General features: G+C 61.6%; 26 protein-coding genes. 8 read left to right on the forward strand and 18 right to left on the reverse strand.

The features are described 5' to 3' along the window. Positions 1–80: 80 nt before the first annotated feature. Positions 81–2,666 carry a polyphosphate kinase 1 gene (ppk1, locus tag TERRO_RS06825; protein WP_014785263.1) on the reverse strand — a complete coding sequence of 862 codons (2,586 nt, stop codon included), beginning with the start codon at positions 2,664–2,666 and terminating at the stop codon, positions 81–83. A gap of 170 nt (positions 2,667–2,836) precedes the next feature. Between ppk1 and TERRO_RS21925 the strand changes: the two genes are divergently transcribed. Next, positions 2,837–3,220, forward strand: a complete 384-nt coding sequence (locus TERRO_RS21925) for a hypothetical protein (protein WP_014785264.1) — start codon at positions 2,837–2,839, stop codon at positions 3,218–3,220. A gap of 66 nt (positions 3,221–3,286) precedes the next feature. Here the strand turns inward: TERRO_RS21925 and TERRO_RS06835 are convergent, their stop codons facing one another. The 4 genes from TERRO_RS06835 to TERRO_RS06850 all read right to left on the reverse strand — a co-directional run bounded on the left by TERRO_RS06835 (position 3,287) and on the right by TERRO_RS06850 (position 7,326). After that, positions 3,287–4,240 carry a COX15/CtaA family protein gene (locus tag TERRO_RS06835; protein WP_014785265.1) on the reverse strand — a complete coding sequence of 318 codons (954 nt, stop codon included), beginning with the start codon at positions 4,238–4,240 and terminating at the stop codon, positions 3,287–3,289. 7 nt (positions 4,241–4,247) lie between these two features. Beyond that, on the reverse strand, positions 4,248–5,108 hold the full coding sequence (gene proC / locus TERRO_RS06840; RefSeq protein WP_014785266.1) for a pyrroline-5-carboxylate reductase: 861 nt from the start codon (positions 5,106–5,108) through the stop codon (positions 4,248–4,250). Then, a complete protein-coding gene (locus TERRO_RS06845) occupies positions 5,105–5,635 on the reverse strand; it encodes a Uma2 family endonuclease (protein ID WP_014785267.1) in 531 nt (176 codons plus the stop codon). The genes proC and TERRO_RS06845 overlap by 4 nt, the downstream gene beginning before the upstream one ends. A 74-nt stretch (positions 5,636–5,709) precedes the next feature. Next, positions 5,710–7,326 carry a M28 family peptidase gene (locus TERRO_RS06850; RefSeq protein ID WP_014785268.1) on the reverse strand — a complete coding sequence of 539 codons (1,617 nt, stop codon included), beginning with the start codon at positions 7,324–7,326 and terminating at the stop codon, positions 5,710–5,712. 83 nt (positions 7,327–7,409) lie between these two features. On the opposite strand from TERRO_RS06850, the gene TERRO_RS23800 reads away from it, so the two are divergent. Beyond that, positions 7,410–7,541, forward strand: a complete 132-nt coding sequence (locus TERRO_RS23800) for a hypothetical protein (protein ID WP_014785269.1) — start codon at positions 7,410–7,412, stop codon at positions 7,539–7,541. 227 nt (positions 7,542–7,768) lie between these two features. On the opposite strand, the gene murA is transcribed toward TERRO_RS23800, so the two are convergent. After that, positions 7,769–9,055, reverse strand: a complete 1,287-nt coding sequence (gene murA, locus TERRO_RS06855; protein WP_014785270.1) for a UDP-N-acetylglucosamine 1-carboxyvinyltransferase — start codon at positions 9,053–9,055, stop codon at positions 7,769–7,771. A gap of 274 nt (positions 9,056–9,329) precedes the next feature. Beyond that, the gene (locus tag TERRO_RS06860) at positions 9,330–9,731 is read right to left on the reverse strand and encodes a hypothetical protein (protein ID WP_014785271.1); all 402 of its coding nucleotides are present in this window, start codon (positions 9,729–9,731) and stop codon (positions 9,330–9,332) included. A gap of 249 nt (positions 9,732–9,980) precedes the next feature. Here TERRO_RS06860 and TERRO_RS06865 point away from each other — a divergent pair, with 249 nt between their 5' ends. From TERRO_RS06865 to TERRO_RS21930, 3 genes are all read left to right on the forward strand, one after another. Beyond that, entirely contained in the window at positions 9,981–11,108 is a 1,128-nt protein-coding gene (locus TERRO_RS06865) for an acyltransferase family protein (RefSeq protein ID WP_014785272.1), read from the forward strand. A 157-nt stretch (positions 11,109–11,265) separates the two neighbouring features. Then, positions 11,266–12,555: a M24 family metallopeptidase gene (locus TERRO_RS06870; protein WP_014785273.1), complete on the forward strand. Its 1,290-nt coding sequence runs from the start codon at positions 11,266–11,268 to the stop codon at positions 12,553–12,555. Positions 12,556–12,657: 102 nt separating this feature from the next. After that, positions 12,658–14,517, forward strand: coding sequence for an ATP-binding protein (locus tag TERRO_RS21930; protein ID WP_169315290.1), 1,860 nt, complete (start codon positions 12,658–12,660; stop codon positions 14,515–14,517). Positions 14,518–14,586: 69 nt separating this feature from the next. Here TERRO_RS21930 and murQ read toward each other — a convergent pair whose 3' ends face one another. Continuing rightward, positions 14,587–15,549 (reverse strand): N-acetylmuramic acid 6-phosphate etherase, encoded by a 963-nt coding sequence (gene murQ / locus TERRO_RS06880; RefSeq protein WP_014785275.1) that lies wholly within the window; start codon positions 15,547–15,549, stop codon positions 14,587–14,589. A gap of 164 nt (positions 15,550–15,713) precedes the next feature. Here murQ and lepB point away from each other — a divergent pair, with 164 nt between their 5' ends. Both lepB and TERRO_RS23400 read left to right on the forward strand, forming a co-directional pair. After that, entirely contained in the window at positions 15,714–16,304 is a 591-nt protein-coding gene (gene lepB, locus TERRO_RS06885) for a signal peptidase I (protein ID WP_342612566.1), read from the forward strand. Positions 16,305–16,409: 105 nt separating this feature from the next. After that, positions 16,410–16,565: a hypothetical protein gene (locus tag TERRO_RS23400; RefSeq protein ID WP_169315291.1), complete on the forward strand. Its 156-nt coding sequence runs from the start codon at positions 16,410–16,412 to the stop codon at positions 16,563–16,565. Positions 16,566–16,641: 76 nt separating this feature from the next. Here the strand turns inward: TERRO_RS23400 and tpiA are convergent, their stop codons facing one another. From tpiA to TERRO_RS06935, 10 genes are all read right to left on the reverse strand, one after another. Further along, positions 16,642–17,397: a triose-phosphate isomerase gene (gene tpiA / locus TERRO_RS06890; RefSeq protein WP_014785277.1), complete on the reverse strand. Its 756-nt coding sequence runs from the start codon at positions 17,395–17,397 to the stop codon at positions 16,642–16,644. A gap of 91 nt (positions 17,398–17,488) precedes the next feature. After that, positions 17,489–18,703, reverse strand: a complete 1,215-nt coding sequence (locus TERRO_RS06895) for a phosphoglycerate kinase (RefSeq protein WP_014785278.1) — start codon at positions 18,701–18,703, stop codon at positions 17,489–17,491. A 118-nt stretch (positions 18,704–18,821) separates the two neighbouring features. After that, positions 18,822–20,387 (reverse strand): trypsin-like peptidase domain-containing protein, encoded by a 1,566-nt coding sequence (locus TERRO_RS06900; RefSeq protein ID WP_014785279.1) that lies wholly within the window; start codon positions 20,385–20,387, stop codon positions 18,822–18,824. 33 nt (positions 20,388–20,420) lie between these two features. Continuing rightward, positions 20,421–21,737 (reverse strand): M56 family metallopeptidase, encoded by a 1,317-nt coding sequence (locus TERRO_RS06905; protein WP_014785280.1) that lies wholly within the window; start codon positions 21,735–21,737, stop codon positions 20,421–20,423. Further along, positions 21,734–22,147, reverse strand: coding sequence for a BlaI/MecI/CopY family transcriptional regulator (locus tag TERRO_RS06910; protein WP_014785281.1), 414 nt, complete (start codon positions 22,145–22,147; stop codon positions 21,734–21,736). The genes TERRO_RS06905 and TERRO_RS06910 overlap by 4 nt, the downstream gene beginning before the upstream one ends. 62 nt (positions 22,148–22,209) lie before the next feature. After that, on the reverse strand, positions 22,210–22,509 hold the full coding sequence (locus tag TERRO_RS06915) for a type II toxin-antitoxin system RelE/ParE family toxin (RefSeq protein ID WP_014785282.1): 300 nt from the start codon (positions 22,507–22,509) through the stop codon (positions 22,210–22,212). After that, positions 22,497–22,790, reverse strand: coding sequence for a CopG family ribbon-helix-helix protein (locus TERRO_RS06920; RefSeq protein ID WP_014785283.1), 294 nt, complete (start codon positions 22,788–22,790; stop codon positions 22,497–22,499). Before TERRO_RS06920 ends, TERRO_RS06915 begins: the two co-directional genes overlap by 13 nt. 36 nt (positions 22,791–22,826) lie before the next feature. After that, a complete protein-coding gene (locus TERRO_RS06925; protein WP_014785284.1) occupies positions 22,827–23,096 on the reverse strand; it encodes a DUF2164 domain-containing protein in 270 nt (89 codons plus the stop codon). 177 nt (positions 23,097–23,273) lie between these two features. Further along, the gene (gene gap / locus TERRO_RS06930) at positions 23,274–24,281 is read right to left on the reverse strand and encodes a type I glyceraldehyde-3-phosphate dehydrogenase (RefSeq protein ID WP_014785285.1); all 1,008 of its coding nucleotides are present in this window, start codon (positions 24,279–24,281) and stop codon (positions 23,274–23,276) included. Positions 24,282–24,375: 94 nt separating this feature from the next. Next, positions 24,376–24,675: a putative quinol monooxygenase gene (locus tag TERRO_RS06935; RefSeq protein WP_014785286.1), complete on the reverse strand. Its 300-nt coding sequence runs from the start codon at positions 24,673–24,675 to the stop codon at positions 24,376–24,378. 157 nt (positions 24,676–24,832) lie between these two features. On the opposite strand from TERRO_RS06935, the gene TERRO_RS06940 reads away from it, so the two are divergent. Further along, positions 24,833–25,693: an ATP-binding protein gene (locus TERRO_RS06940; protein ID WP_052313453.1), complete on the forward strand. Its 861-nt coding sequence runs from the start codon at positions 24,833–24,835 to the stop codon at positions 25,691–25,693. The last annotated feature ends 2 nt before the right edge of the window (positions 25,694–25,695 follow it).

The following is a 25,695-nucleotide window of genomic DNA, read 5'->3' on the forward strand; positions in this document are numbered from 1 at the left end:
TTCGCGCTTCGCGCGAATGCGAGCGTTCGGATCATCACCTTACGGCGAAAAGCGGTTCGCGCTTTGCGCGAATCCCCACCTTAGCTTCGCGAAGGTGGGGCACCCGGTATGTTGCCTGGCTTGCGTTTTGCGGTCTTCCGTGGGGCTGACTTTGCTGCGGAGGACTTTTGCGGAGCGGGTTTCTTTGCGATTGATGGGACCGTCGAGGAAGCTTTCTTTGCCGGAAGAGCTTTCTTTGCTTGAGCTGCTGGTTGCGCTGTGGCCGCGGTCTTGGTGTGTACAGCGCTCTTGGTTGGAGCCGGGTGAGCGGCTTGTTTCGTGGCTGCGGACTTGCTCGCCGGTGCTGTGGCTTTGGTGGCTCTGTGCCGCAGGACGCGCTTGGCGGGTGGTCGCACCTTGTCGGCTGCTGCGTCTGTTGCTTCCGTCGCCGACTTTGCTGCGGCGGTACGGCCTGGGTTCGGTGAGGCGGCTGCCGACTCGGTTGCGGCGAGTTGCATGAGCAGGATCTGTGCTTCGACGGGGTGGGAGCCGCGCGGCGGGCGGGTGTACTCGCCGTCCTCCTGGAGGAAGCGGGACTTTACCGTGTCGGTAAGGTAGGCCTCGAGGATCTCTTCACGGAGGCGCTTCTTGAGGGCCGGTGCGGTGACGGGGTAGAGGTCTTCGCAACGTTCGTAGAGGTTGCGGGGCATCCAGTCGGCGGAGCCGCAGAAGACTTCGCTCTTATCGGCGGCGCCGGTCTTGCCTTCCGTGCCGTTGGCGAACCAGAAGATGCGGCTGTGCTCGAGGAAGCGGCCAACGATCGACCGCACGCGGATCCGCTCGCTGAGTTTGCGAACGCCGGGGCGGAGGGAGCACATGCCGCGGATGATCAGGTCGATCTCGACACCGGCCTGCGATGCGGCGTAGAGCGCGCGGATGGTTTTGCCGTCGAGCAGCGCATTCATCTTTGCGATGATGCGTGCCGGGCGGCCGGCGCGGGCATGCTGCGCTTCGCGGTCGATAAGGTGAAGGATGTCATTGGCCAGCGTGACCGGCGCCACCATGAGCGGGCGGAAGTTCTCGTCCTGCGCGTCTGCGGTGAGGTAGTTGAAGACGCGTTGCACGGCGGCGGTGACTGCTTCGTCTGCTGTGATGAGGCTGATGTCCGTGTAGAAGCGAGCGGTTACGGAGTTGTAGTTGCCGGTGCCCAGATGGGCGTAGCGGCGTGTGACGCCATCCGGATCTTTGCGCACGAGGAGCGCCAGCTTGGCGTGCGTTTTCAGGCCGACGATGCCGTGGAAGACCTGCACACCGGCGTCTTCGAGAGTGCGTGCCCAGCGAATGTTGGAGTCTTCGTCGAAACGGGCCATGAGCTCGACGACGACGGTGACGTCGGTGGTCTGTGCTGCGTCGAGCAGGGCCTGGAAGAGCGGAGAATCGGCGGAGGTGCGGTAGAGCGTCTGTTTGATTGAGATGACGCGTTCGTCCTCAGTGCCCGCCTCGATGAAGCGCTCGACTGCGCGGAAAGAGTCGAAGGGGTGGTGGAGGAGGATGTCGCCCTGGCGCAGCGTGTCGAATAAGCAACCAGGACGACCGTCGGCCTGCGGCGGTGGCATGTAGTCGCGGCCGACGAACTTTGGGAACTTCAGGTCCGGACGTTCGACGGCGTTGACGATCTCCATAACGCGGGTCAGGTTGACGGGTTCTTCAGCGCGGAAGATCTGCCAGCGTTCGAGTTCGAAGTTCACGCGAAGCTGGTCGATCAACTCCTCGTCGGCACCTGCTGCGATTTCGAGACGGACGACATCACCCTTGCGGCGGTTGTGCAGCTCGGCGCGAACGCTTTCGAGCAGTGAACGTGACTCTTCTTCCTGCAGGTAGAGGTTGCTGTTGCGGGTGACGCGGAAGGCGGCGCGGGCAAGGATCTCGTACCCGGGAAAGAGGCGGGGAACGCGCGCCTGGATCAACTCATGCAGGAAGAGGAAGCGGTAGCTGCCCTCTGGCGACGGAAGGCGGATAAGGCGCGGCAGCGAGCGCGGGACGGTGACGACACCCAGCATGCCGGGCGCGCGGCGTCCGCTACTGCCCTGTTTTCGACGGAGCAGAAGACCGATGCAAAGGGCCTTGTTGAGAACACGCGGAAAGGGATGCGTGGGGTCAATGGTGACGGGCGTCAGGAGCGGGTCGACTTCGCGGTCAAAGTAGTGGTTGGCGAAGCGCAACGATGCCTCGTCAAGCTCATCCCAGTCCATGATCTCGATGCGTTCTTCGCGCAGGGCGGGAATAAGGCCGCGGGTCCAGCAGGCGTACTGTTCGCGGTTGAAGCGGTGCAGGCGGTCGGCGAGGGTGTCCAGCCGCTCCTGCTCGGTCAGGCCGTCGTCGTCCTCGCCAACGGGTCTCTGGTAGCCGTCTTCAATGCGCTGGAGGATACCGGCAACGCGTACCTCGATGAATTCGTCGAGATTTGACGCGGTGATGGAGAGGAACTTGACGCGCTCGAGCAGGGGATTGGTGGTGTCCTGCGCCTCTTCGAGCACACGGCCGTTGAAGCGGAGCCAGGACTCGTCGCGATTGAAGAAGAGGTGCTGAGGGGAGCTGCTTTCGGTTTCGTTGCGCTCAGGAGTCGCCGTGCGTTGCGACGTGGCCCGGAGGCCCCTGGTCCGTGAAGTATTTGCGTTCTTCGGCATGCTCTCTCTTGGATGTAGCGCCCGGGGTGGTGGGCGCCTGAATGTCAGACAGTGAGCACGATAGTACCGGCAGTGTGTGAATTCCCGTTGATTGACGCAACGTCCAACTCGATTGCGTGTTCAAGAATCTATGTTGAGGATAGAGTTCCTCACAGAAAAGGGAGTACGACATGCGAGCGATCCGATTTGCAGCAGTGGTGTTTGGAGTTGTGGTTTCCGCAGGCAGCCTGGTGGCGCAGACCGCCAAGCAGGATATGAAGGAAGCGGGCCACGATACCGCGCAAGCCACGAAGAAGACGGGCCACGTGATCGCGAAGGGCACTGAGAAGGGCTATGACAAGACCAAGGAAGGCACCGTGAAGGCAGCCCATGCGACTGCACACGGCACCAAGGTCGCCGCGAACAAGACTGCTGACGTCGCCGAGACGGGTTACGACAAGACGAAGGAAGGCACCGTGAAGGCCGCGAAGGCAACTGCCCACGGCACCAAGGTTGCGGCACACAAGACTGCAGAGGGAACGAAGAAGGCCGCTGACAAGGTTGACGGTAAGTAAGACCTCTAGGCTGCAAATGAAGAGGGACGCGGATATCCGCGTCCCTCTTTCTGCGTTTGGCGGCGCTTAGATTTCTGCGATGCGATCCATGGCGCGCGGGAAGAGTACCGGCACGGCGAGGGCGGAGAGCGTGATCCAGAACAGATCGGCACCGAGCAGGTGCAGGACCTGGATCCACGTCGGGGCCAGGGTGACTACGTCTGCCACGCCAATGAGCACCTGCATTACAAGATTCAGGATTAGCAGGTTTGCGGCTTTCACTGAACCGTTGCGCTTGAGCAGGACGGAGAGCCAGAGCGCACCGCAGATCGCCAAGACGGACGCGGCTGGATGCATCCAGCGCATGCGGATGAGCAGGGGTGAATTTACGGCGAAGTCGGCTGCGATCGCGGCACGCAGCGATTCGGACGGGAAGAGCGTGTCGGCGAGTGCGGCTACCGATCCTGTGGCGCCGGTAACGATGGTGGCGACAAGCGTCACGATCGTCGGCTTCCGCAGCGATGCTGCACCGACTGCACGCATGCCACGGCCGAGGAGAACGGCGACGACGGTGGCAGCGGCCAGCAGCAACATGGTGTTGGTGAAGTGGATGGACTGGACGACGGACCGGGCGTCTGAGATGTTCTTCTCGACGTAGTGGCCTTTGACCAGGACGGCGCCGAGTGCGCCCTCAAGGAGCAGGAGAATTCCGGCGACGACGGATGCGAGTCGAGCCGGATGCCGTTTGGGCGTGGCGTAGAAGGTCCACGCGATGAGACCGACGAACATGGCGGTGCAGATGCCGGTGAGCGAGCGGTGCAGGAACTCGATGACTGTGGCGACGCGTTGGAAGTGGGGCAAGACTTCGCCGTTGCAGAGCGGCCAGTGATCGCCGCAGCCTGCGCCCGATGAGGTGGCGCGGACGACTGCGCCCTCAAGCACGACGATGACGAAGAAGGCGAGGGTAGCCCACGCCCACGCGCGCGCGCCGCGCAGGCTGCGTGGTTGGTGGAGCGCGGGCGTGAGGGTGTGCGTGGCCATAGGTTTCCTAACCGGCTGCGAGTTCCTTGGCGCGGGCGGTGGCACGCTTGACGGCCTTGATCAGGGTGACGCGGAGGCCGCCCTCTTCGAGTTCGAGGATGCCGTCGACGGTGCAGCCGGCGGGCGTGGTGACGGCATCCTTGAGCAGGGCGGGGTGGTAGCCGGTTTCCAGGACCATACGCGCGGAGCCGTAGGTGGTCTGTGCTGCGAGCATTGTTGCAATGTCACGCGGCAGGCCGACGTTGACACCGGCTTCGGCGAGCGCCTCGATGATGATGTAGATAAAGGCGGGACCTGAGCCGGAGAGGCCGGTGACGGCGTCCATGTGCTTCTCATCGACGACGACGGTGCGGCCGACGGTGCCGAAGATGCGCTGGGCGATGGCCATCTGCTGCTCAGTGACGAAGCGACCGGCGCAGAGCGCGGTGATGCCGGCGGCGAGCATGGCCGGTGTGTTGGGCATGGCGCGGATGACGCCGAGGTCTATGCCTGCTGCGTCTTCGATGGAGGCTGTCTTGACCGAGGCGGCAAAGGAGAGCAGCAGCTTAGACGGCGTGAGGACGGGCCGAATGAGTTCGACGAGGCCGGGCACCTGCATGGGCTTGACGCCGAGGAGGATGACATCGGCTTCGCGGGCGGCTTCGACGTTGTCGGTGGAGACCTCAACGCTGAACTGAGCGGAGAGCGCGTGTGCGCGCTCCGGGTGCGCGACGGTGGCGGTGATCTGTTCCGGGTGCAGCAGGTTGTTCTTGAGGAAGGCCTGCAGAAGGATGCCGCCCATCTTGCCTGCGCCGAGGATTGCGACCTTGAGGCCGGGCATGGCGGCAGGTGTGACGGGGAGTTCGTAGTCGAGTGTTTCTTCGCTCATCGTTTCGTATCGTCCAGGGCCGAGAAGAGGTTATCCATCTCCAAAGCGAGTTCTGTTTCTGCAATGCGCAGAGTGTTGTCCAAGGCGTGGTGAAGACCACTGCCGTCGAAGAAGTATGCAGCCCGCCGAAACGGGTCGATCAGCCAGATGTTCGGGACACCCATGCTGCGGTAGTCCGCCAGGACGGTTTCTGCGCGCGCGATGCGGTCCTCTGGGGAGAGGATTTCGATACAGATGACCGGCGCGCTCATGGTGACCTGTTCGCGAGGAGCGTCAGCCGATACCACTGCAACGTCACAGATTCTGACATTGCGATCGGATACGCGGATTCGCTGTTCGACGACCGGGATCAAGCGTGTTGAACTCATGCGCTGAAGGAACCACGCAAACAAGAGACCTTGCAGATGACCGTGGTCGAATTCGCCCAAGTTCCGCTTCTGGAGATCGCCGTCGACGAAATCCACGTCAGGGTGGAAGGAAGTGTGAAGGTACTGCTCCATCGTCATTAACGCGGGTGTGGTTGCCATCAGCTTGCCTCCTCAAGAAAAGATTACGCCAGCCGCCGGGTGGCGACTGGCGTTAATCGAGCGAAAGGCTGCCTTTACCGGGTTGCGTTGAGTGCGAAGGAGCTCTCGGGGTACCACTCAGGGCGTGGGCCGTTGGCGACGCGTGTGGTGAGCTGTGCTAGGACTACGGTGAACTGGGCTGCGGCGGCCTTGTCGATTGGCTGGTTCAGGTCGTCGCTGGGCTTGTGGTAGCGGGTCTTGACCCACTCGTTGAAGGTCTTCATCTCAGGTGAGTCGGGGGTCCAGCCGAACTTGAAGGCGAGTGCGGGGATGCCCTGCTTGACGAAGTTCACCTGGTCGGAGCGGACGAAGCGGTTCTCGTCGGGCTGTTTGTCGAACTGGACTTCGATGTCGTTGCTCTGGAAGGCGGCGCGGGCGTCGTTGCCGAGGGTGCTTTCGCCCATGCCCTGGACCTCGATGTAGCGGAGGGGGAAGAGGGGGAGGTACATGTCCATGTTGAGGTCGGCGACGATGTCCTGTCTGGGCACGGTTGGTTTGCGTGCGAAGTAGGAGGAGCCGAGTTCGCCGAGTTCTTCGCCGGCGAGGGTGATGAAGAGGATCGACCGCTTGGGTTTGGTCTTCTGCGCCATGAGGATCCTGGCGCATTCGATGACGGACGCCGAGCCGGAGGCGTTGTCCATGGCGCCGTTGTAGAGGTGGTCGCCGGCGCCTTCGCCGCGGACGCCGAGGTGGTCGAGGTGTGCGCTGACGACGACGTATTCCTTCTTTAGCTTTGAGTCGGAACCTTCGACCATGCCGACGACATTGGATGCGCGGAAGGGCGTGCCGGCGATGGAGGTGGTGACTGCGGAGAGCGTCGCCGTGAGCGCGATGCTGGGCAGGGGTTGGCCGGCCTTTGCGAGGGCTGTGAGTTCAGCGGGTGTGTGGCCGGTGCCGGCGAAGAGCTTGGCGGCTCCTGCTTCCGAGAGTGTGGCGATGAGCTTTACGCCAGGCAGGCTGTCGAGCGATGGATCGGCGAAGTAGAGGGCGGAGGGGGCAGGTGCCGGGCCGTGTGTGGGCGGGGCATCTGCGGCTGCGGGGCGCGGCGCTGCGACGTAGATCATGCCGACGGCACCGGCTGCCTTCAGTGCCTTCCAGCGCTGGTCGTTGCCGCGGCCGTAGGCTCGCTGCGGACCGAGGAGGTTTTCGGGTGCGTAGTTGTAGAAGACGACGATCTTGCCCTTCACTTCGGCGTCGGTGTAGCTATTCACGTGCTTGGCGGGGATGCGCAGGCCGTAGCCGATGAAGGCGAGGGGAGCGTCTACTGCCGCGGACTTCATGAGCGGGGAGAGCGAGATGTCTGTACCCAGATTCAGCGGCGTGGATGCGCCCTCATGCTTCAGGACCACGCTGGACTTTTCCATGTCGAGGATCATGGGCTGGAAGTCGATGGGCTGTTTGTAGCCGTCGGTGCCTGCGGGCTTGAGGCCGATGCTCTTGAACTGGTTTTCAACGTAGGCGACGGCGGCGTCATAGCCGGGGGTGCCGGTGCGGCGTCCCTGGAGCTTGTCGTCGGCCAGGTATTGCACGTGGGACCACCAGTCGGCGGCGGGTGCGCTCCAGTCCTTGCGTTCGCTCAGCAGGGGAATCTGAGCGGAGGCGGTCAGTGTGAGGGCAAGAGATACGAGCAGGGCGGCGGCGGTTCGGCGCATCGGGTGAAGTCTCCGGCAGGTCACAGGGGGATGAGGTGATGTTAAATCTTCCGGCTCGCGTTCCCGGCGCGCGGAGACGCGACATGCGTGAGTTCATCGCCCAGGTGGCGGTGGGCTTTGTATGGCCGAAGTTATTTTGCGTGGGGCCGGAGCAGGAGTCGTGCGGTGTGATGTCGCTCGGCGGGACTCAAGAGGTAAAGGCGATTCGCCGATAAAGGGCTAGACGTTCGATTGGAGTGAAGATGGATCTTCTTCCGGCCCTGTTTCTGTTTGCCGTGATGCTTTTGTTGCCCTGCCTGTGCGCAATGGCCAACCACTTTTACCGCGATGATCCTTACGGTGACTGCGTTGAGCCGCGGTTCGCTCGTAAAACGCTTGTCGGGATGCCGCGACACGCGGAGCTGCCCCGGTGGGAACCGAGGTCAGCATCCGCGGATCGTCTTTAACGCTTGCCGAAGACTTCGCCCATGCGCCGGATCTGTGCACCGACGCCGCGCAGCTTCTCTTCAATGTGCTCGTAGCCACGGTCGATGTGGTAGACACGGTCGAGGATCGTTTCGCCGTCAGCGACGAGCGCTGCCAGTACGAGCGATGCGGATGCGCGCAGGTCGCTGCACATGACGGCAGCGGCCTGCAGCGGTGTGCGGCCGGTGATGGTGGCCGTGCGGCCATGAACCTTGATGTCTGCGCCCATGCGCACCAGTTCGCTGACGTGCATGAAGCGATTTTCGAAGATGTTCTCCGTCACGCTGGAGGTGCCCTCCGCCTGCGTTGCCAGGGCCATGTACTGCGCCTGCATGTCGGTTGGGAAGCCCGGGTACTCGACGGTGGAGATGTCTGCGGCCTTGAGCGATCCACGGCCTTCGCTGCGGACGCGGATGTTGTCCTTGCCCACGTCCATGCGCACGCCGCACTCTTCCAGCTTGCTGATGACAGCAGCCAGGTGAGCGGGGTTGCAGCAGTCGACGTTGAGGTCGCCGCCGGAGATAGCGCCGGCGATGAGGAAGGTGCCGGCCTCAATGCGGTCGGGGTTGATGCGGTGCCGTACGCCGTGGAGCTTATCGACGCCCTGCACGCGGATGGTGGAGGTGCCAGCGCCTTCGATCTTTGCACCCATGCCGATGAGCATGGCTGCCAGGTCGGTGACTTCCGGCTCCTGCGCGCAGTTCTCCATGACGGTCTCACCCTCGGCGAGTGTTGCGGCCATCAGGAGGTCTTCGGTGCCGGTGACGGTGATCTTGTCGAAGACGATATGAGCGCCCTTGAGGCGTTCCGTGCGCGCTTCGACGTAGCCGTATTCCTGCGTGATCCTGGCGCCCATCGCCTCCAGACCCTTCAGGTGCAGGTCAATGGGGCGATCGCCGATGGTGCAGCCGCCGGGAAGTGCGACACGTGCCATGCCGGTCCGGGCGACGAGCGGTCCAAGCACCAGCGAGGACGCACGCATGGTCTTGACGATCTCGTACTTGGCCTGAGGGTCGCTGAGCACGGCGCACTGAATGGTGGTGCGATGTTGTGCGCGGCCGTAGCCCAGCTCGACCTGCGCGCCCATGGCTTCCAGCAGTTTGCGCTCGGTCTCGATGTCGCGGACCTGGGGGATGTTTTCGAGCACAACCTCGTCTGCAGTGAGGATGGCCGCAGCCATGCAGGGAAGTGCCGAGTTCTTTGCGCCAGAGACCTTGATGGTGCCGAGCAGGGGATTCCCGCCGCGGACGACAAACTTATCCATCCTGTGAGTTTACGAAAGAGTTACGAGGAAGGTAGGTGCCGGGGGAGGTACTTTTCGCACAGATTGCGGGACAACCCGTGATGTTGCGACTTTTGCCATACGCCGGCTTGTCATAACTGCTTGAAAGTGCAGGGTGCGGGCTTCCGTAGTGCTGCGGGGCTCCAAGACGAGGGCCAGAGCCGCCGAGGTCAGCTTCCTGCTTTTTGGGGACAGGATTCGGAAGCTTACCTCAGCGGCTGATCCGTTCCGGCTTTCGGTGTGGAGTGACCGTTGCTTAGACGGCCGGGGTGCCGGCCTTTTCGCGGGCCTTCTCGCGGTGCATCTCTTTCAACTGCTTCATCTGATCGGGTGTGAGTACGTTGCCCATCTGCATGCGCGTGCTTTGGGCGATGGTGCGGCGCTGCTGCTTGCGCTGCGCTTCGGTGAGCGAGGTGTCGGCGCTGAGTGCTTCCATCTTGTTACGACGCTCCGCGAGGATCGGCTCCAGTTTCGCGGTCTGATCCTGCGACAGGCCAAGCTTGCGGCCCATCTTCATGGCGGTCTTATGCGGGTCGTGTTTGCCTTGGTGCTGCGCCATGGTGGCTTCGTTGGCCTGCTGCGCAAAAGCAGGAGCGGCCGTGACGGAGAGGGTGCTGACAGCGAGAACGAGGGCGGCGAGGGACAGTGTGCGTTTCATCTTCTAGCTCCTTGCGGCGGTAGGCCGTACTGCATTCATAGACACGGTGTCCAGGGATGGTTGCGCGCAACTTTTTCTCCGTGGCTGAAGAAGGCTGCGTCCGCGTGGCAGGCGACGAGATGAAGTCTGGCGGAGAAGGTCAGGCGAATGACTTATAGACGGCGGTGAGAGCGATTCTGCTCCCGTAGACTGCGTCTCGTCCCTTACCAAACTGCGCTGTCCTGAGAGGATCTGACCCTGAGCCGGAACATGTCTATTTTCCTTGATCTTCTACGGTTCGTGGCGGCTGTCGTGGTCGTTGTGGGCCACTTTACCGAACCGTATTTCTCGCAGGGTTGGCCCGATCTGGTGTCCGTAGCGAGCTGCGCTGTTGCGGTGTTCTTCGTGCTGTCGGGTTTCGTGATCAGCTTCGTAACCAGAACGAAGGAGAAGCATGCGATCGACTACGCTGTTGCGCGTATCTCCCGGCTGTACTCGGTGCTGGTGCCTGCGATCGTCGTGAGCGGGATTGTGCTGTACGTTGGCTACCGGCTTGATCCGGAGTACGTGGGCCAATGGACCCAAGCATCAACGAACCTGCCCTTTTTGCGCGGATATCCGATCCTGCGTTTTCTTGCACAGACCGGCCTTTCCCTATCGTTCCTGAACAGCATTCACGATCACGAAGGCTATCCGGCGATGAACAGCCCTATCTGGTCCTTGAGCTATGAAGCGGGCTATTACGTTCTCTTTGGAGTGTTTCTCTTCTGCCGCGGTACGCGACGCATCGTTCTGCTTGCACTGGGTGCTGCCTTGTACAGCGGCGGGATCCTGCGTCTGTTGCCGGTGTGGCTGGCTGGGGTGATCGTTCACAAAATCACTCTAGGCCTGCCGTCTTCGCGCTGGCGCTTTGTGCTGGGTATTACCTGCCTGGTGGGAGTTCTTGCTGGATGCGTTTGCTGGCCGATGTTTTTGTCGTGGTCCGGAAATTCCCATGGTCCCCTGATGACGTTTCTGATCCGGGGGAAGGGGCGAGCAGTGGCACAGCCGGTGTTCTATTACTGGGGAGCGGTCACGTCGTTGTTGATCCTGGGAGTCGCGGCGCTGGATGAATGGAGCGAGCGCGTCCTGGTGCCGCTGGAACGACCGATTCGATGGTGCGCCGGGCATACCTTCTCGCTTTATCTTTTCCATTTCCCGCTGTTGGTTCTGGCTTACGTGACGTTGCATTACAACCGCTCGTCGCGGCCACAGCAGGCGATGGTCTTGGCCGGTGTGCTGGGTTGTTGCGTGCTGCTGTCGAAGATCAGTGAAGAGAAGAAGCTGTGGTGGCGAGCGAGTGTACGGTCGGCGTTCCGCAAGGTGTTTCCGGCGGTGAGCGTCATGGCGCGCTCGTAGACAACGACTCTGCTGATCTGTGATTTCGAAATCTCTTTTGTGGCGAGGGGTTCTTTTCGCGCGTCGCAATGCGTTACCTTGAATGGCATAACCAAAATTGAGGATGAGTGCGAGCGCTGTTCTTGTTTGTCCAAGCGTGTGCACGGTGGAGATTGCGATGAATCGACGGAGATTTCTTGGCAGCACAGCACTGGTCGCAGCAGCAGCACCGGGGATGCTCTACGGTCAACGTCCGGAGGCGCCGTCGACCTTTACCGGTACGTTGCCACCGTCGATCGCTGCACTGAAGAACCGCAAGTCAGAGGCGAAGCCCATCACGAACGAGGAGCGGGCGATGCGCGTCGCTCGTGCGAAGGAGCTGCTGGCGCAGCAGGGCATGGCCGGCCTGTTGATGGTGGGCAGCACGTCGCTGGTGTACTTCACCGGCATTCGGACCGGGAACAGTGAGCGCATGTTTGCTTACATCATCCCAGCGAAGGGCGATGCGTTTATTGTCTGCCCGTACTTCGAAGAAGAGCGTATGCGCGAGCGGCTGACGACGACGCCTGGTGGCGAGAACACACGCATCTACACGTGGAAGGAAGACGAGAGTCCGTATGCGCTGGTGAACAAGGGCCTGGCGGACCTGGGATTGCGCACCGGCAAGCTGGGCATCGAGGAGAAGACGCCGTACGTCTATGCGAACGAGATCGCGAAGGCCTGCCCGGGCATGGAAGTGGTGAATGCAACGCCGGTGACCGCAGGTTGCCGCATGATCAAGAGCGCGCATGAGCTGGAACTGATGCGGCTGGCGAACCAGGTGACGCTGAAGGTGTACGAGGCTGCGTGGAAGGCCGGGCATCCCGGTATGACGACGGAGCAGTTCAGCAACCTGATGGGTGTTGCCTACATCCAGTCGGGCTTTCCGGGGTACTCGAGCTGCGAGACGGGCATCTACAGCGCACTGCCGCATGGCTCGATCAAGCCGCAGGTGATCAAGGAAAACGACATCGTGCTGATCGACGATGGGTGCACGGTGGAGGGCTATCCCGCGGATATCTCGCGCACGTGGGTGTATGGCAAGCCGACGGACAAGATGCTGAAGGTGTTCGACGTGGTGCATGCCGCGCAGGCCGCTGCAGCTGCCGCTGCGAAGGCCGGCAACGAGGCGCAGATGGTCGACATTGCAGCGCGTGACGTCATCACGAAGGCGGGCTTTGGGCCGGATTACAAGACCTTCACACACCGGCTGGGCCATGGCATCGGTATGGATGGGCATGAGTGGACGTATCTGGTGCGCGGTAACAAGACCGTACTGCAATCGAACATGACGTTCTCGGACGAGCCGGGTATCTATCTGAAGGGTGAGTTCGGCGTTCGGCTGGAGGATGACATGGTCGTCACGGCGAGTGGTGGCGAGTTGTTCACTCCGCAGAGCCCATCCCTCACGCAGCCGTTTGGAATATAACGATCTGCGGTTGCAAGGGTGGTACCCGGCGACGTCATTCGTGGCCGGGCCATGCAACCAGGTGGCGTCCTGTCTGTATCGCACGGCATAATGGCAACAACCTTGCGACGCCTTTGGCCCAGGACGTTTTTTGCGCAACTGGTTCTGGGCACGGTCCTGGTCCAGACGTTGATGCTGGGCGTTTTCATCACCTGGGTGGTGAGTGCGCAACGGGATCTGGCGCAAAAACGGACTACGGCGCGCATTGCGGATCAGCTTAACCGGTTGTCGGTTGCGAGTGCCCGTCAGATGGCTCGCGGCGATAACTCCGCATTGCAGGATGTGCTGGAACTTGCGGAGATTGCGACGACCATCCAGGCGACGCGGCTGACAGATCTTGAAGGCAAGACGCTGGCGGTGAGCGATGCCGGCCGGAATCGCGGCCTGGATGCAGAGGAGCTGAAGGTACTGCCAACGGCTACGAAGCAGCAGATCTTCAAAATCCGGAATGGCCAGCCTGAGGCAGTGACGCCGGTGCTTCAGAACGGCAAGCCGGTTGCGCTGCTGTGGCTGGAACCGAATCCCTCCAGTGCTTACAACACGGCGAACACCGTGGCGCGCATCGCGTTCAGTTACGGTGCATTCGCATTGCTGGCGAACTTGCTGCCGATCTTCCTGATGACGCGGGCGATGACCCGGCCGTTGCGACGGTTAAGCGATGCAACGCAGAGCATCGTCCACAACTCCGGGACTGAGAGTGTGTTTCCGCTGCCCGTAACCACGGCCAATGAGGCGGGGCTATTGACCGTGAACTTCAACACCATGGTGCGGGAGCTGGAGGCGCAACGCAGCGGTTTGCTGGAGACGCTGGCGCTGCTCGATTCCATGCTGGGCAATGCGCCGATTGGGTTTGCGTTCTTCGACGGCGATTTTCGGTTCGTGCGATTGAATGGCTTCTTTGCGGAGATGTCTGGAGAGCAGCCTTCCGCGCACGTCGGATCCCTGGTGAATCAAGTTTTCGCGGGGGAGTTTGGGCAGCGTTTGGAGGGCTGCATTGCGGAGGTCTTCCAGAGTGGTAAGGCCAAACGCGATGTTGAGATTGCCGCAGAGCCAACGAGCGACGGCATGCCTCGTCGAACGTGGCTGATGAACTTTTACCCGGTTTGCATGCAGGCGAACGTCGTGCGTTGGGTGGGCGTGATCGTCTCTGAGATCACGGACCGGCTGGCTGCGGAAGAGACGTTGCGTAAGACGGAGAAGCTGGCCGCGGCTGGTCGGCTGGCCGCGAGCGTGTCGCACGAGATCAACAATCCGCTGGAGGCTGTGACGAACCTGCTGTACATCCTGCGGCACCACGAGCCGATGGATGAGCAGGCGCTGTTGTTTATCGAGACGGCGCAGGGCGAGTTGGCTCGTGTTGCGGAGATTACGCAACAGACGCTGCGGTTCTATCGGCAGTCTGCGTCGCGGAGTCGCACGGACCTGGCCGAGGTGATGAGCTCGATCGTGAAGCTGTATCAGCCGAGGTTGACGGCTGCGCGAATCAAGGTGGTGAAGGAGTTCCGCGGTGGCACGGAGCTGTTCTGCTTTGGCGGTGAGATGCGGCAGGTGCTGGCCAACCTGATCGTCAATGCGGCGGACGCGATGCAGGGGGGCGGCACGCTGTCGCTGCGCGCCCGGCGCGGCAGCGGACGACTACAGAACGGCACGTGGGGTCAGGGGATTCGCGTTGCCGTGTCGGACACGGGTACCGGCATGTCGCCGCAGACCAAAGCGAAGATCTTTGAGGCGTTCTTTACGACCAAGCAGGCGACCGGAACCGGGCTTGGGCTTTGGGTGAGCGAAGAGATTATCCGTAAGCACGGCGGTAGTGTGCGTGTACGGAGCCGTCAGGGTGAGGGTAGCGGAACCTGCTTCTGGATGTTCTTTCCGGATGCGGTGGCCGGGGAGATTCCTTCGGCTGAGATTCGAGCTAAGTCGTAAGTTTTCTTTTTGCTGCAAAGAGAGAGGCAGGGCCTGAGCCCTGCCTCTTTTGTTTGTTGCCGTGTCCGACTAGAGTTCCAGCGAGGTGTTCTCGATGGCGCGTCTCACGTTGCCGTCGGACTTTTGGAGGCGGCGTACGGCTTCCATCTTATCGACGTTTGCCTTCAGCATGACGACGGCGATGGGAATCGACTTGCCTGCGGACTTGATGGTACGGATGGCGTGTTCCCGATCGACACCAGTGACGCGCTGCAGCACGTTGATGCCACGCTCCACCAGCTTTTCGTTCTTCATGTGCACGTTGACCATGAGGTTGTCGTAGACGTAGCCCAGCCGGGTCATGGCGCCCGTGGTGATCATGTTGGTGATCATCTTCTGCGCGCTAGATGCCTTGAGGCGTGTGGAGCCGCTGATGACTTCAGGACCGACCTCGGCGACGATGGTGATGTCTGCCGCGTCTGCCAGGCGTGTGCTCTGATTGCAGACGATCGCTGCAGTCTGGGCTCCGCGAACACGCGCATACTCCACGGCACCAACGACGTAGGGTGTGCGGCCTGAGGCCGAGATACCGATGACGATGTCCTTCCGTGTTGGGCGGCGCTTGGCGATGTCGCGCTGTCCCATGTCGGGCGAGTCTTCGTTCACATCGGCTGCGCTGGCGAGGGCTTTGGGGCCGCCACACATGATGTACTGCACTTGGGCCGGCTGTGTTGAGAAGGTCGCGGGGCACTCGGCGGCATCCAGTGATGCGATGCGACCGGAGGAACCTGCCCCGACGTAGATGAGGCGTCCGCCGTCGCGTAGACAGCGGGCTACTACGTCGATGACCTGCGCAATCTCCGGCAGCGCCTTTTTGACGGCTGCACTCACCTTCGCGTCTTCCGCGTTGATGATGCGTGCGATCTCGAGAGCTGACTTGGTATCGAGGCCCTCGGAGGCTTCGTTCTGCCGCTCCGTGGCCAGGGCGCGGATGTTCTCCGGGGTACGTGGAGTCGGTTTTTGTGTTTGTTCTTCCATCAAAGTTGCAGGCATGGATCTCCGTCCTTCGCCATCGGCAATTCTAGTCCAACGGCACTACGATGCACGGACTTTCCTCCGAGATACCCGGAAGAACCCCAATGACTGTCTGGCCGGTGGCCGACATATGATCCGTTGTCGTGTTTTCATCGTCTTACATTAGAGTTGAGAGCAGAGTCGTGAACGATCACCAGCCAATAGATTCGGAAAATTCTTCGACGGCACACGCCGCCTCGGCACCTTCTGCGTTGCCAGGGCGTCCGCAAGGATCGCTTGGCTGGCTGCGAGATGTGTTGGCCTCGATCGCTGTTTCGGTCTTCATCATCCTCTTCCTGTATCAGCCTGTGCGCGTGGAAGGTACCAGTATGGTGCCCATGCTGCAGGACCAGGATCGTCTGTTCATCAACAAGCTTGCTTATCGCGTGGGCACAGTGCACCACAGCGATGTCGTGGTCTTCCACTATCCTCGCGATATTACGAAGAGCTACATCAAACGTGTTATTGCGCTGCCTGGCGATCGACTGCGTATCGACCATGGTCGCGTGTACGTGAACGATATGAAGCTTGCTGAGCCTTATGTGCCCGCCCGTTATGCGGATGAGCGCTCGCAACCGGAGATGCTTGTGCCGGAAGGCGAGTACTTCGTGATGGGCGACCATCGCTCGATCTCAAGCGACAGCCGCGACTTTGGAACGGTGGATCGCGGTCTCATCTATGGCAAGGCAAGCTTTGTTTATTGGCCTTTCGATCAGGCTGGTGCGGTTCACTAATCAAGGCAGGGAACCAAGGCAGAGTCCAAGCGTAGCTTTGCACAACGCCGTGGGATTGCTCTGCGTCAGACTAGAAACGGGTTTCTTCACCCTTGGGAGTTTTCATTGAAAAAGTTTGCCAGCAGCCTGCTTTTGATGGTCACGTTGTTTGTCGCGGGAAGCGCATTTCTGCCGACCTCGGCTGACGCGCAGCCGCGTCGCCGCCATCACCGCCCCTACCGTCACCACCGCCCCTACCATCACCGTGGCTATCGCCGGTAGGCGGTAAGTCTCTCGGCTAACGCCAAAGTAAAAGCCCCGCCTTCTGGCGGGGCTTTTTGGTTTCAAAAGTTGGACCTCAAATATGCGTGTGAACGATCTTCGCCAACGACTTCGGATCCAGACTGGCTCCACCGATCAGGAGGCCGTCGATGTCCGACTGCGAGAGAAGTGAGGCACTGTTCTCGGGCTTTACCGAACCGCCGTAGAGGATGCGCGTGTTCTCTGCGATCTCATAGTTGAAGACACGTGCGAGTTCGCTCCGAATGATGGCGTGCACTTCGTTGGCGACTTCGGGGCTGGCGGTGGATCCGGTGCCAATGGCCCAGACTGGCTCATACGCGACGACCAGCGTGCCGGCGCTGGAGGCGGGCAGGTTGGAGAGCGCGGCGCCCATCTGTGCCATCAGCGTGTCCTTGGTGAAGCCGCCCTGGCGGTCCGCCAGCATCTCGCCCAGGCATAAGACAGGCGTGAGGGCGTGCGCGATGGCGGCCTTCAGTTTGAGGCTGACCTGCTCGTAGCTTTCATTGGCATAGAGACGGCGTTCGGAGTGACCGAGCAAAACGTGTGTTGCGCCGATGCTGGTGAGCATGGTGGGCGATGTCTGACCGGTGTAGGGGCCCTCGTTCAGCCAATGCATGGTCTGCGCGCCGGCGCGGACGTGCGTGCCGCGCACGCGATCGATGACGGTCGAGAGTGAGGTCGCCGTGGGAAAGATTACGATCTCGGCCTTCTCGTGGTCGTGCACTTTCGGGAGAAAGGCGTTCAGGAACTCAAGCGACTCCATCGGAGTCTTGTACATCTTCCAGTTTGCCGCAATGATTTTCTTACGCATCCGTCTGTTCCTAACCTCTCTCAATGCGGCAGCTTATGCGACGCGGCGGCACCAGGGCAATCCCTGTTGTGCCGCGCCGCGCAATGAACGATTATTTTTGCGTCAGAGCTGCGACGCCGGGCAGGGTCTTGCCTTCGAGGAACTCAAGCGAAGCTCCGCCGCCGGTGCTGATGTGCGTGATCTTATCGGTGACGCCGGCCATTACGGCTGCGCTGACGCTATCACCGCCGCCGATGATGCTGGTAGCGAATTCATTGTCTGCAACGGCGTGCGCGACGGCCATGGTGCCCTTGGCGAAGGCAGGCATCTCGAAGACGCCCATGGGACCGTTCCAGACGATGGTTCGAGCGTCCTTGATCTCCTTGACGAAGAGCTCGACGGACTTGGGTCCGATATCGAGTGCCATGAGGTCTGCAGGGAAGTCGCCTGTGCCGTCGAAGGTGCTGGTCGTCGCGTCGGGTGCGAACTTGTCCGCGAGGATGTGGTCGACGGGCAGAAGGAAGCGCACGCCCTTCGCCTCGGCCTTTTTCAGCGCAGCTGCGGCGATGTCGATCTTGTCGGCTTCCAGCAGGCTCTTGCCGGTCTTCTGACCCTGAGCGTTCAGGAAGGTGTAAGCCATGCCGCCACCAACGATGATGGCGTCCACCTGGTTGAGCAGGTTGTCGATGACGTCGATCTTGTCGGAGACCTTGGCGCCGCCGATGATGGCGACGAAGGGCTTGTCGGGAGTGGTGAGCGCCTTGCCAAGATAGTTCAGTTCCTTATCCATCAGCAGGCCGCTGGCACTCTGCTTCACGAAGTGCGTGATGCCTTCGGTGGAGGCGTGTGCGCGGTGGGCCGCGCCGAAGGCGTCGTTCACGTAGACGTCGGCGAGCTTCGACAGCTTTTCGGCGAAGGCGGGGTCGTTCTTCTCTTCTTCCTTGTGGAAGCGCAGGTTTTCCAGCAGCAGGGCCTGGCCGTGCTCGAGCTTGTCGACGAGTTCTTCAGCGATCTCACCGACGCAATCGGGGGAGAAGGCGACGTTGCGCGAGGCGCCGAGGTCGGCGTCGAGCAACTGGCGCAGACGATCGACGACGGGACGGAGGCTCATGCTCTCGACTCGCTCGCCTTTGGGGCGGCCGAGATGTGCTGCGAGGATCACCTTCGCCTTAGCGCGGAGGGCGTACTCGATGGTCGGCAGTGTCTCGCGGATGCGGGTGTCGTCCAGGATTTCGCCGCCGTCCTTGGAGAGCGGAACGTTGAAGTCGACGCGGATAAACACGCGCTTGCCATGCAGATCGAGATCACGAATCGAAAGCGTTGCCATAAGGACAGGATACCGCCGTGGCAAAGGCGACGGGCGGCTATCGCTCGCCGCAAAGGGAACAGCCCCTGCGGGAGCGCAGGGGCTGTTGACGTTTGGTGCGGTTTACTGAAGTTCCGGCTTAGCCCTGGTTCGGCGTGACCACGCGGTAGCTTGCGCCGCCATTAGACCAGACCAGCAGCAGCATTTCCTTGCCGTTCGGCACGGTCTTGATGTTGCTGGCGAGCTGATCGGCAGAGGCGACGGGCTTGCGATTCACCTCCATGATGACGTCGCCGGGCTGAAGGCCCGCATCTTCTGCCGGGCTGCCGGGACGCACCTGAGCGATGGCTGCACCATTGACGCTGGCCGGGATGTTCATCTGCTGCCGGACCTCCGGTGTCAGATCGCTCATGGCCAAGCCGAGCTTACCGCCGTTGGACTGGCCGCCGTTGTCGCCATCGTTGGCTGCGACCTCGCCGTCCTTCTTGTACTCACCCAGTGCGACGTTGATGTTCTGGCGCGATCCGTTGCGGAGGACGCCCAGGTCGATCTTTGTGCCCGGCGTGAGCTGTGCCACCTGCACCTGGAGCGCGCCACCGTTTTCAATCGGCTTGCCGTTGACGCTGGTGATTACGTCGCCATTCTTGAGTCCGGCGTTGCTGGCCGGCGAGCCAGGCGTGACCTGCGAGACGATCGCACCGAGCGCCTGGTCGAGATTGAAGAACTGGGCATTCTGCGGCGTCACGTCATTCATGGCAATGCCGAGGTAGCCGTGGTGCACGCTGCCGGTCTTGATGATCTGGTCAGCGATGGCCTTGGCAGTGGCGGCCGGGATCGCGAAGCTGGCACCGGCGAAGCTGCCACTGTTGGTGGCGATCATCTGATTGATGCCGACGAGTTCGCCGTGAGCGTTGACGAGAGGACCACCGCTGTTGCCGGGGTTCACGGCTGCGTCGGTCTGGATGAGGCCACCGGGTGTGCGCGCATCGCTGGAGAAGGGTGCGGCGCGGTTTACCGCGCTGACGATGCCGCGTGTGACGCTGAACTGCAGGACGCCGAAGGGGCTGCCGAAGGCTAGCACGGTCTGGCCGGGCTGCAGCTTGCTGGAGTCGCCCCAGGAGATAGCGGGCAGATCATGCGCATCGACCTTCACGACGGCGATGTCCGTGAGCTTGTCGGTGCCGATGACCTTGCCGGTGAGCACGCGGCGGTCATGCAGTGTGACCTTGATCTGGGTGGCGCCCTGCACGACGTGGTTGTTGGTCACGATGTAGCCGTCCGGCGAGATGATGACGCCGGAACCTACGCCGTGGCGCAGTTGCTGCTGCTGGGGCATGGCACCGCGACCGAGGCCACCGCCGCCGCCGAAGAACTGACGGAGTTGCGGTGGCAGATCCGACGGGTCGATGCCGCGCTGTGCGGTCTGCCCGTCTTCGTCATCGTCCGAGCCTCGGCTGGTGACGGCGACGTTGACGACGGCGGGTGTGACGCGGGCTGCGAGCGTCTCCATGTCATGGTCTAGCGCGGCCAGCGACGAGACGCTCTGATCGTCCAGAGCCGACGCGGAGATCGCGTTGGCATGCACGCCGGTCCCGTGCAGGAACATGGCGGAGCCGAGTACGGCCACGGCAGCCAGGCTACCCGGAAGTGCGAAGCGGCGGGCGTTAGTGCGAGCGGTAACTAATGAATTAGTTGTTAGCGGCATGGTGGTGTCTTCTCCTGGAGGTGATGTCGGGTACTAAAGCTCGATGAGGATCCAGCCGTTGCGGACGGGCACGGCTACGTAGGGCGTTGTGAACTCAGTGGTGACGAAGCGGACGGTGGCGTCATCGCTGTCCTGTCCGTTTGATTCCGCGTCCTGCGCTGCTGTCTGGAGGAACCGGGCAGACGCATAGCCGCGCGGAAGAATTTGCACCGGTTGCAACGTGGCCTTGAGTTGCGGCTTGGGGGCGCTGCTGTGGCGCATCTTCGATTGCGGCTTCACGGTGAAGGTCGCCGGTACCATGTGCATTGTCGAAGCCGCGGTGGTGCTCGATGCTTTCACCATGGCTGCGGTGAGTGCGGAAGGCACGGTGGTGATCGCGGGTACCTGTGTGGCGGCCAGGCTCATGGGTGCGTCGGCAAAGCGGACGAGGCGCGGCGCGTGTGCAAGCCCTGCTGAGGCCGTCAGCAGAAGGGCCGCTGCTGTGGCGCTTGCCATGCCGGACTGCCTGCCGGTCCATGCCGGACGTTGTGACAGGAGTGCGTAGACGCGCTGCGTAAGCTCTGATTTGCGTCCCCATGCCGCGAGGGCCAGGCGTAGGCTTCTGCGCTGCATGCGCTGCTCGGCCAGGTGCGTGAGCGAGGCGGCGTAGGCCAGCGGCTCGGATGTTGTGGCGACCACCTTCGCGTCGCAGGCGAGTTCGCGCTGGATGCCGATGCTGCGGTTGAGCCAATGTAGCGCCGGGTTCAGCGGCACGAGCACCAGGCCGAGCTGGAGCAGCAGGTTGATCCAGTCGTCGCGACGGCGCAGGTGTTCGCACTCGTGCAGGGCGATCTGGCGGAGTTCGCTTACCGTGAGCTTTGGAACGAGCCATTCCGGCAGGAGAAGCACCGGGCGGAAGAAGCCAAGAATGGCCGGGCTATCGACCTCAGACGAAAGGCAGAGAAGGGCACGGCGGTCGCCTGCGGTGAAGCTGTCAACGCCGGCGATGGTGACCGGGACCGCGTTGCGGCGGACTCGGCGCAGGTGCTTCCATGCCAGGACGAGATCCGTCGCGCGCGCGATCGCAGCGGTCAACCAGATGGCGGCAATCGCTGTGGCGATCCATGGGGCCATGCGCAGTGGTGCTGTGCCGGTGGATGACGCGGTAACGTGCGTCACAGACGGCAACCAGGGAAGGATGGCGGCTGCGACGAAGATGGCGACGAGCAGCGTGTGGCGCAGCGCGGGCGATGCCTTTGGCGTGAGTCGTAGAAGTGCCGATGCCAGCAGAGCCAGCGCGGCACCCTGCCACAGGCCGGCGATGCATCCGGTTGCGACAACGATCGAGAGATGCGCGAAGACCGGGGTCATTTCGCCACCTCATCCGACGCAGACTTCTGCGCGGCTTCTGCTTCTGCGATGGCCTTTTTCAGGCGTGCCAGTTCATCCGAGCTGACGTCGCCTTCGCCCAGCAGCGCGAGCATCAGACGCTCGCGGCTATTGCCGAAGAAGCGGTGCATCACGTGGCGCACCTCGTGCTGCTGCGCATCCTGCTCGGCGACGCAGGCGGTGTAGAGGAAGGCGCGGCCTTCCTGCCGGTGCTCTACGTAGCCCTTGGTTTCGAGGATGCGGATGGTCGTCAGGACGGAGGTGTAGGCGAGGCGCGACTCCTCCGGCATGGCAGAGACGAGGTCCTGCACGGAACACTCTCCGCAGGTCCAGAGCAGGCGCATGAGCCTGAGTTCGGCTTCAGTCAACGTATTGGAGCGGCGCGGCGGCATTTCGTCTCTGGTAGGAAAGACGAGCAACTAAGGAATTAGTTAGCGGCGGGAATTGCGCTTTCCTAGCGGGCAGGTGCGGGCGCTTCCCGACTGTGCCGGACGGTCAGGATGATCACGGTGTCCGTTTTCACTTCGTAGATAACGATGTAGGCCCCGTGGCCGAAGCGCACCACCCACTCCCGCCTGCTTATGTGACCGGGCACGCGGCGACCGAGCAGAGGGAATGTCTCAAGGATTCGTGCGCCCGACTGGATGTCCATGAGCGCACGAAGAGCCGTTGCTCGGCTTTTGACGGCCACCAGGTGCGCATACAGGCGATCAAAATCGTCGAAGGTCTTCGGTGACCAACTTAGGTGTGGCATGAAGGACGCGGAGCATCTGGATCGTCGTGAAGACGTTTGATCCAGTCACGCATCTCGTCCTGAGACACATGCAGACCGGTCCGTTGGTAGTCCTGCCATGCAGACTCGGCATCCGCAAGCATCTGCTCCCGCTCTTCCGGCGACTGCAACTCTCCTGCTTCGAGGTACTGGTCGATGGCTTCGCGAACGAGAAGGTCTGGTGAGCGCAATTGTGCCGCAGCCAGGCTCTCGAGGCGCTCCTGCTGGTCGGGCTGAACGACGATCGCGTGCGAGGCTGCCATGCGGAGATGATAACGCTGGCTGTGTCCGGGCCAAAACTACTTCTTGCGCTTCTTTTCCAGCCGGTGCCAATACTGGAATGGGTCTTCGTAGAGCTCACCGTCGACTTCGGCGATCCGGCCCTGCATGCGAGTTTGCGCGTCGGTGACGGCTTTGTTGTAGACGGCGGGTGCGATGTCTTCGAGGAAGAAGTCGAGGAGCATGCCTGCGGGCAGGTCGCCGATGGGCTCGGGCAGATTGCGGTCGAAGTAGCGCTGGATGGAGGCGATGGCTTCTTTGCGGAGGTGGTCTGGGAGTTCGATCGGCATGACAGAACTAGTTTGCCATCACCAAACGTTGTTATCCCGCAGCAATGCGAAAGGGATCTGCTTTCTGCTGCGTCACCGCGAAATAGTGCGGTGAAACAAGCGAGAAGCAGATCCCCTCACTTCGTTACGGGATGACAAACATTCGTGAGTTAGGGGATGACGTAAACCCGCTGAGGCTTACAGCCCCTTCTTTACCAAGAAGAGAATGAGGTCCTTCACGCGGGAGGAGTAGCCCCACTCGTTGTCGTACCAGCTGATGACCTTGGCGGTCTTGTCGCCGATGGTCTTGGTCAGCAGGGAATCGAAGATGGAGGAGTGGCTGTTGCCCTTGAAGTCGCTGGAGACGAGCTCTTCATCGGTGTAGCCGAGGATGCCCTTCATGGCGCCTTCGCTGGCGGCCTTGATCGCGGCATTGATGGTCTCGACGCTGATCGCCTTGTCCGTGTTGAAGGTCAGGTCGACGACCGAGACGTTCGGCGTTGGGACGCGGATGGCGAAGCCGTCGAGCTTGCCGGCCATCTCGGGGATGACGAGCTTCAGGGCTTTGGCGGCGCCTGTGGACGACGGGATCATGTTGATCGCGGCAGCGCGGGCGCGGCGCAGGTCCTTGTGCGGGAAGTCGAGGATGACCTGGTCGTTGGTGTAGCTGTGGATCGTGGTCATGATGCCGCTGGTGATGCCGAAGGTGTCGTTCAGCACCTTGACGACGGGCGCCAGGCAGTTGGTGGTGCAGCTGGCGTTGGAGATAATGTTGTGCTTCGACGCGTCGTACTTGTCGTCGTTCACGCCCAGGACGACCGTCAGGTCCTCGTTGGTGGCGGGCGCGGAGATGATGACTTTCTTTACTGTCTCACCCAGGTGAGCCTTGGCCTTGGTGGCGTCGGTGAAGTGGCCGGTGGATTCGACGACGATCTGCGCGCCGGTCTCAGCCCAGGGCAGCTTCGCGGGATCGCGCTCTGCGAAGACCTTGATCTTCTTGCCTTCGAACGAGATGAAGTCGTCGCCGGCAGTGATTTCCTGCTTCAGATTGCCCAGGATGGAGTCGTACTTGAGCAGGTGGGCCAGCGTCGCGGGGCTGGTCAGGTCGTTGACGGCGACGATCTCGATGTCCGGATTGCCGATTGCCGTGCGGAAGACGTTGCGGCCGATACGGCCGAATCCGTTGATGCCTACCTTTACTGCCATTCTGATTCTCTTCCTTCCGTGTCGCTATTCACGCGCTACCAACAGTGTACCGTTCGGGAGGTTCGCGAGGTCCAGACGACTGTGTGTCCGTTGCCTAAATAGAGTTGGGTTCCCCAACCTCGTAGAGTCTCAGGGAACGGTCCGAGATGCCCGATTCCGGCCAGGTGGCACGCCATGCTGCAATGTGCTCGGAGGCAAAGTGGCGGTCAAGGTCGGCTCCGCTTTGCCACATCTCCTTGACATGGATCAGGCCCGCCGTCAGAACGTCTTCCGCATAAGCGTATTCTTCACAGCCTTGTTCAAGACGGCTTTGGAGAATCATCCGTTCCATTGGCGCTTTCGCGGCAGCCATATTTTGTGGAGGTAGTCTGATTGTGCCGACGATAAGAAGCATGAACTGAAGGATAGTAAGCCACCTCCGGAACGGCAACGGTTATCAAGAAATGCCGCTGCTTAGCCTTTCCGGTGGCTCGCCGGCACAGGCGCGGTTTTGCGGGTTAGGCTTACCCTATGGTACAAACCGAGTCATGCGCGACTGGATGCGCAACAAGATGAGAAGACGCAGTAAGCGTGGCCCGAACAATAGCGAGGCCACCGGAAAAATTGGGCAGGAGATCCCCCAGGACCAGCCCGCAGCACTTCAACCCACCTACCCGGATGCACCGGCAAAGGCTGCTGCTGCAGCTGTAGTCGCCGAGTCCGCACCGGCTTCCCTTGCTGAAAATGCAGCGCCCGGCAAGATCGAGGTTGAGACCCAGCCGGAATCGCTGGGAACTCTGCCGGTCGAACCTGCTTCGATACCCGCAGGGGACAAGGCTCAGCCGCGCGGCTATGTCGTGCTGGCGATCGGCCTGCCCGGCAGTGGCAAGACGACCTGGTACAAGCGTCGCGGCGTGACCCCGCTGAGCAGCGATATGCTGCGCACGATTCTGTTCGATGACATTACGGATCAGCGTTATAGCGGACTCGTTTTCAGCACACTGCGCAGCCTGCTGCGTGCGCGCCTGATTGCGAAGATGCCATGGAACTACGTGGATGCGACGAACCTGTCGGCTCACGAGCGCCGCCAGTGGATCAAGATGGCGAAGAGCTTCGGGTATGAGGCTCAGGCTGTCTACTTCGACGTACCGTTCGCGGTATGCATGGAGCGGAACAGCAAGCGCGAACGCCGCGTGGCCGATGACGTGATGCAGAAGATGGCAGAGCGTCTGCGTCCGCCATCGTTCAAGGAAGGCTTCTCAAAGATCACAGTGGTCCGTGTGAAGGGACTGCCCGGCAGCACGCCGACGGCTTCGGAAACCGATGCGTTCAACGCGCCGGTTCCTGCGGACATCGATGAGCCAAATGGCGACAGCAATGACGTCGATGGCAACGAAGTCGACAACAACGATCTTTCAACCCAGGACGAGTAACC

It is taken from the genome of Terriglobus roseus DSM 18391, assembly GCF_000265425.1.
Taxonomy (GTDB): Bacteria; Acidobacteriota; Terriglobia; order Terriglobales; family Acidobacteriaceae; genus Terriglobus; species Terriglobus roseus.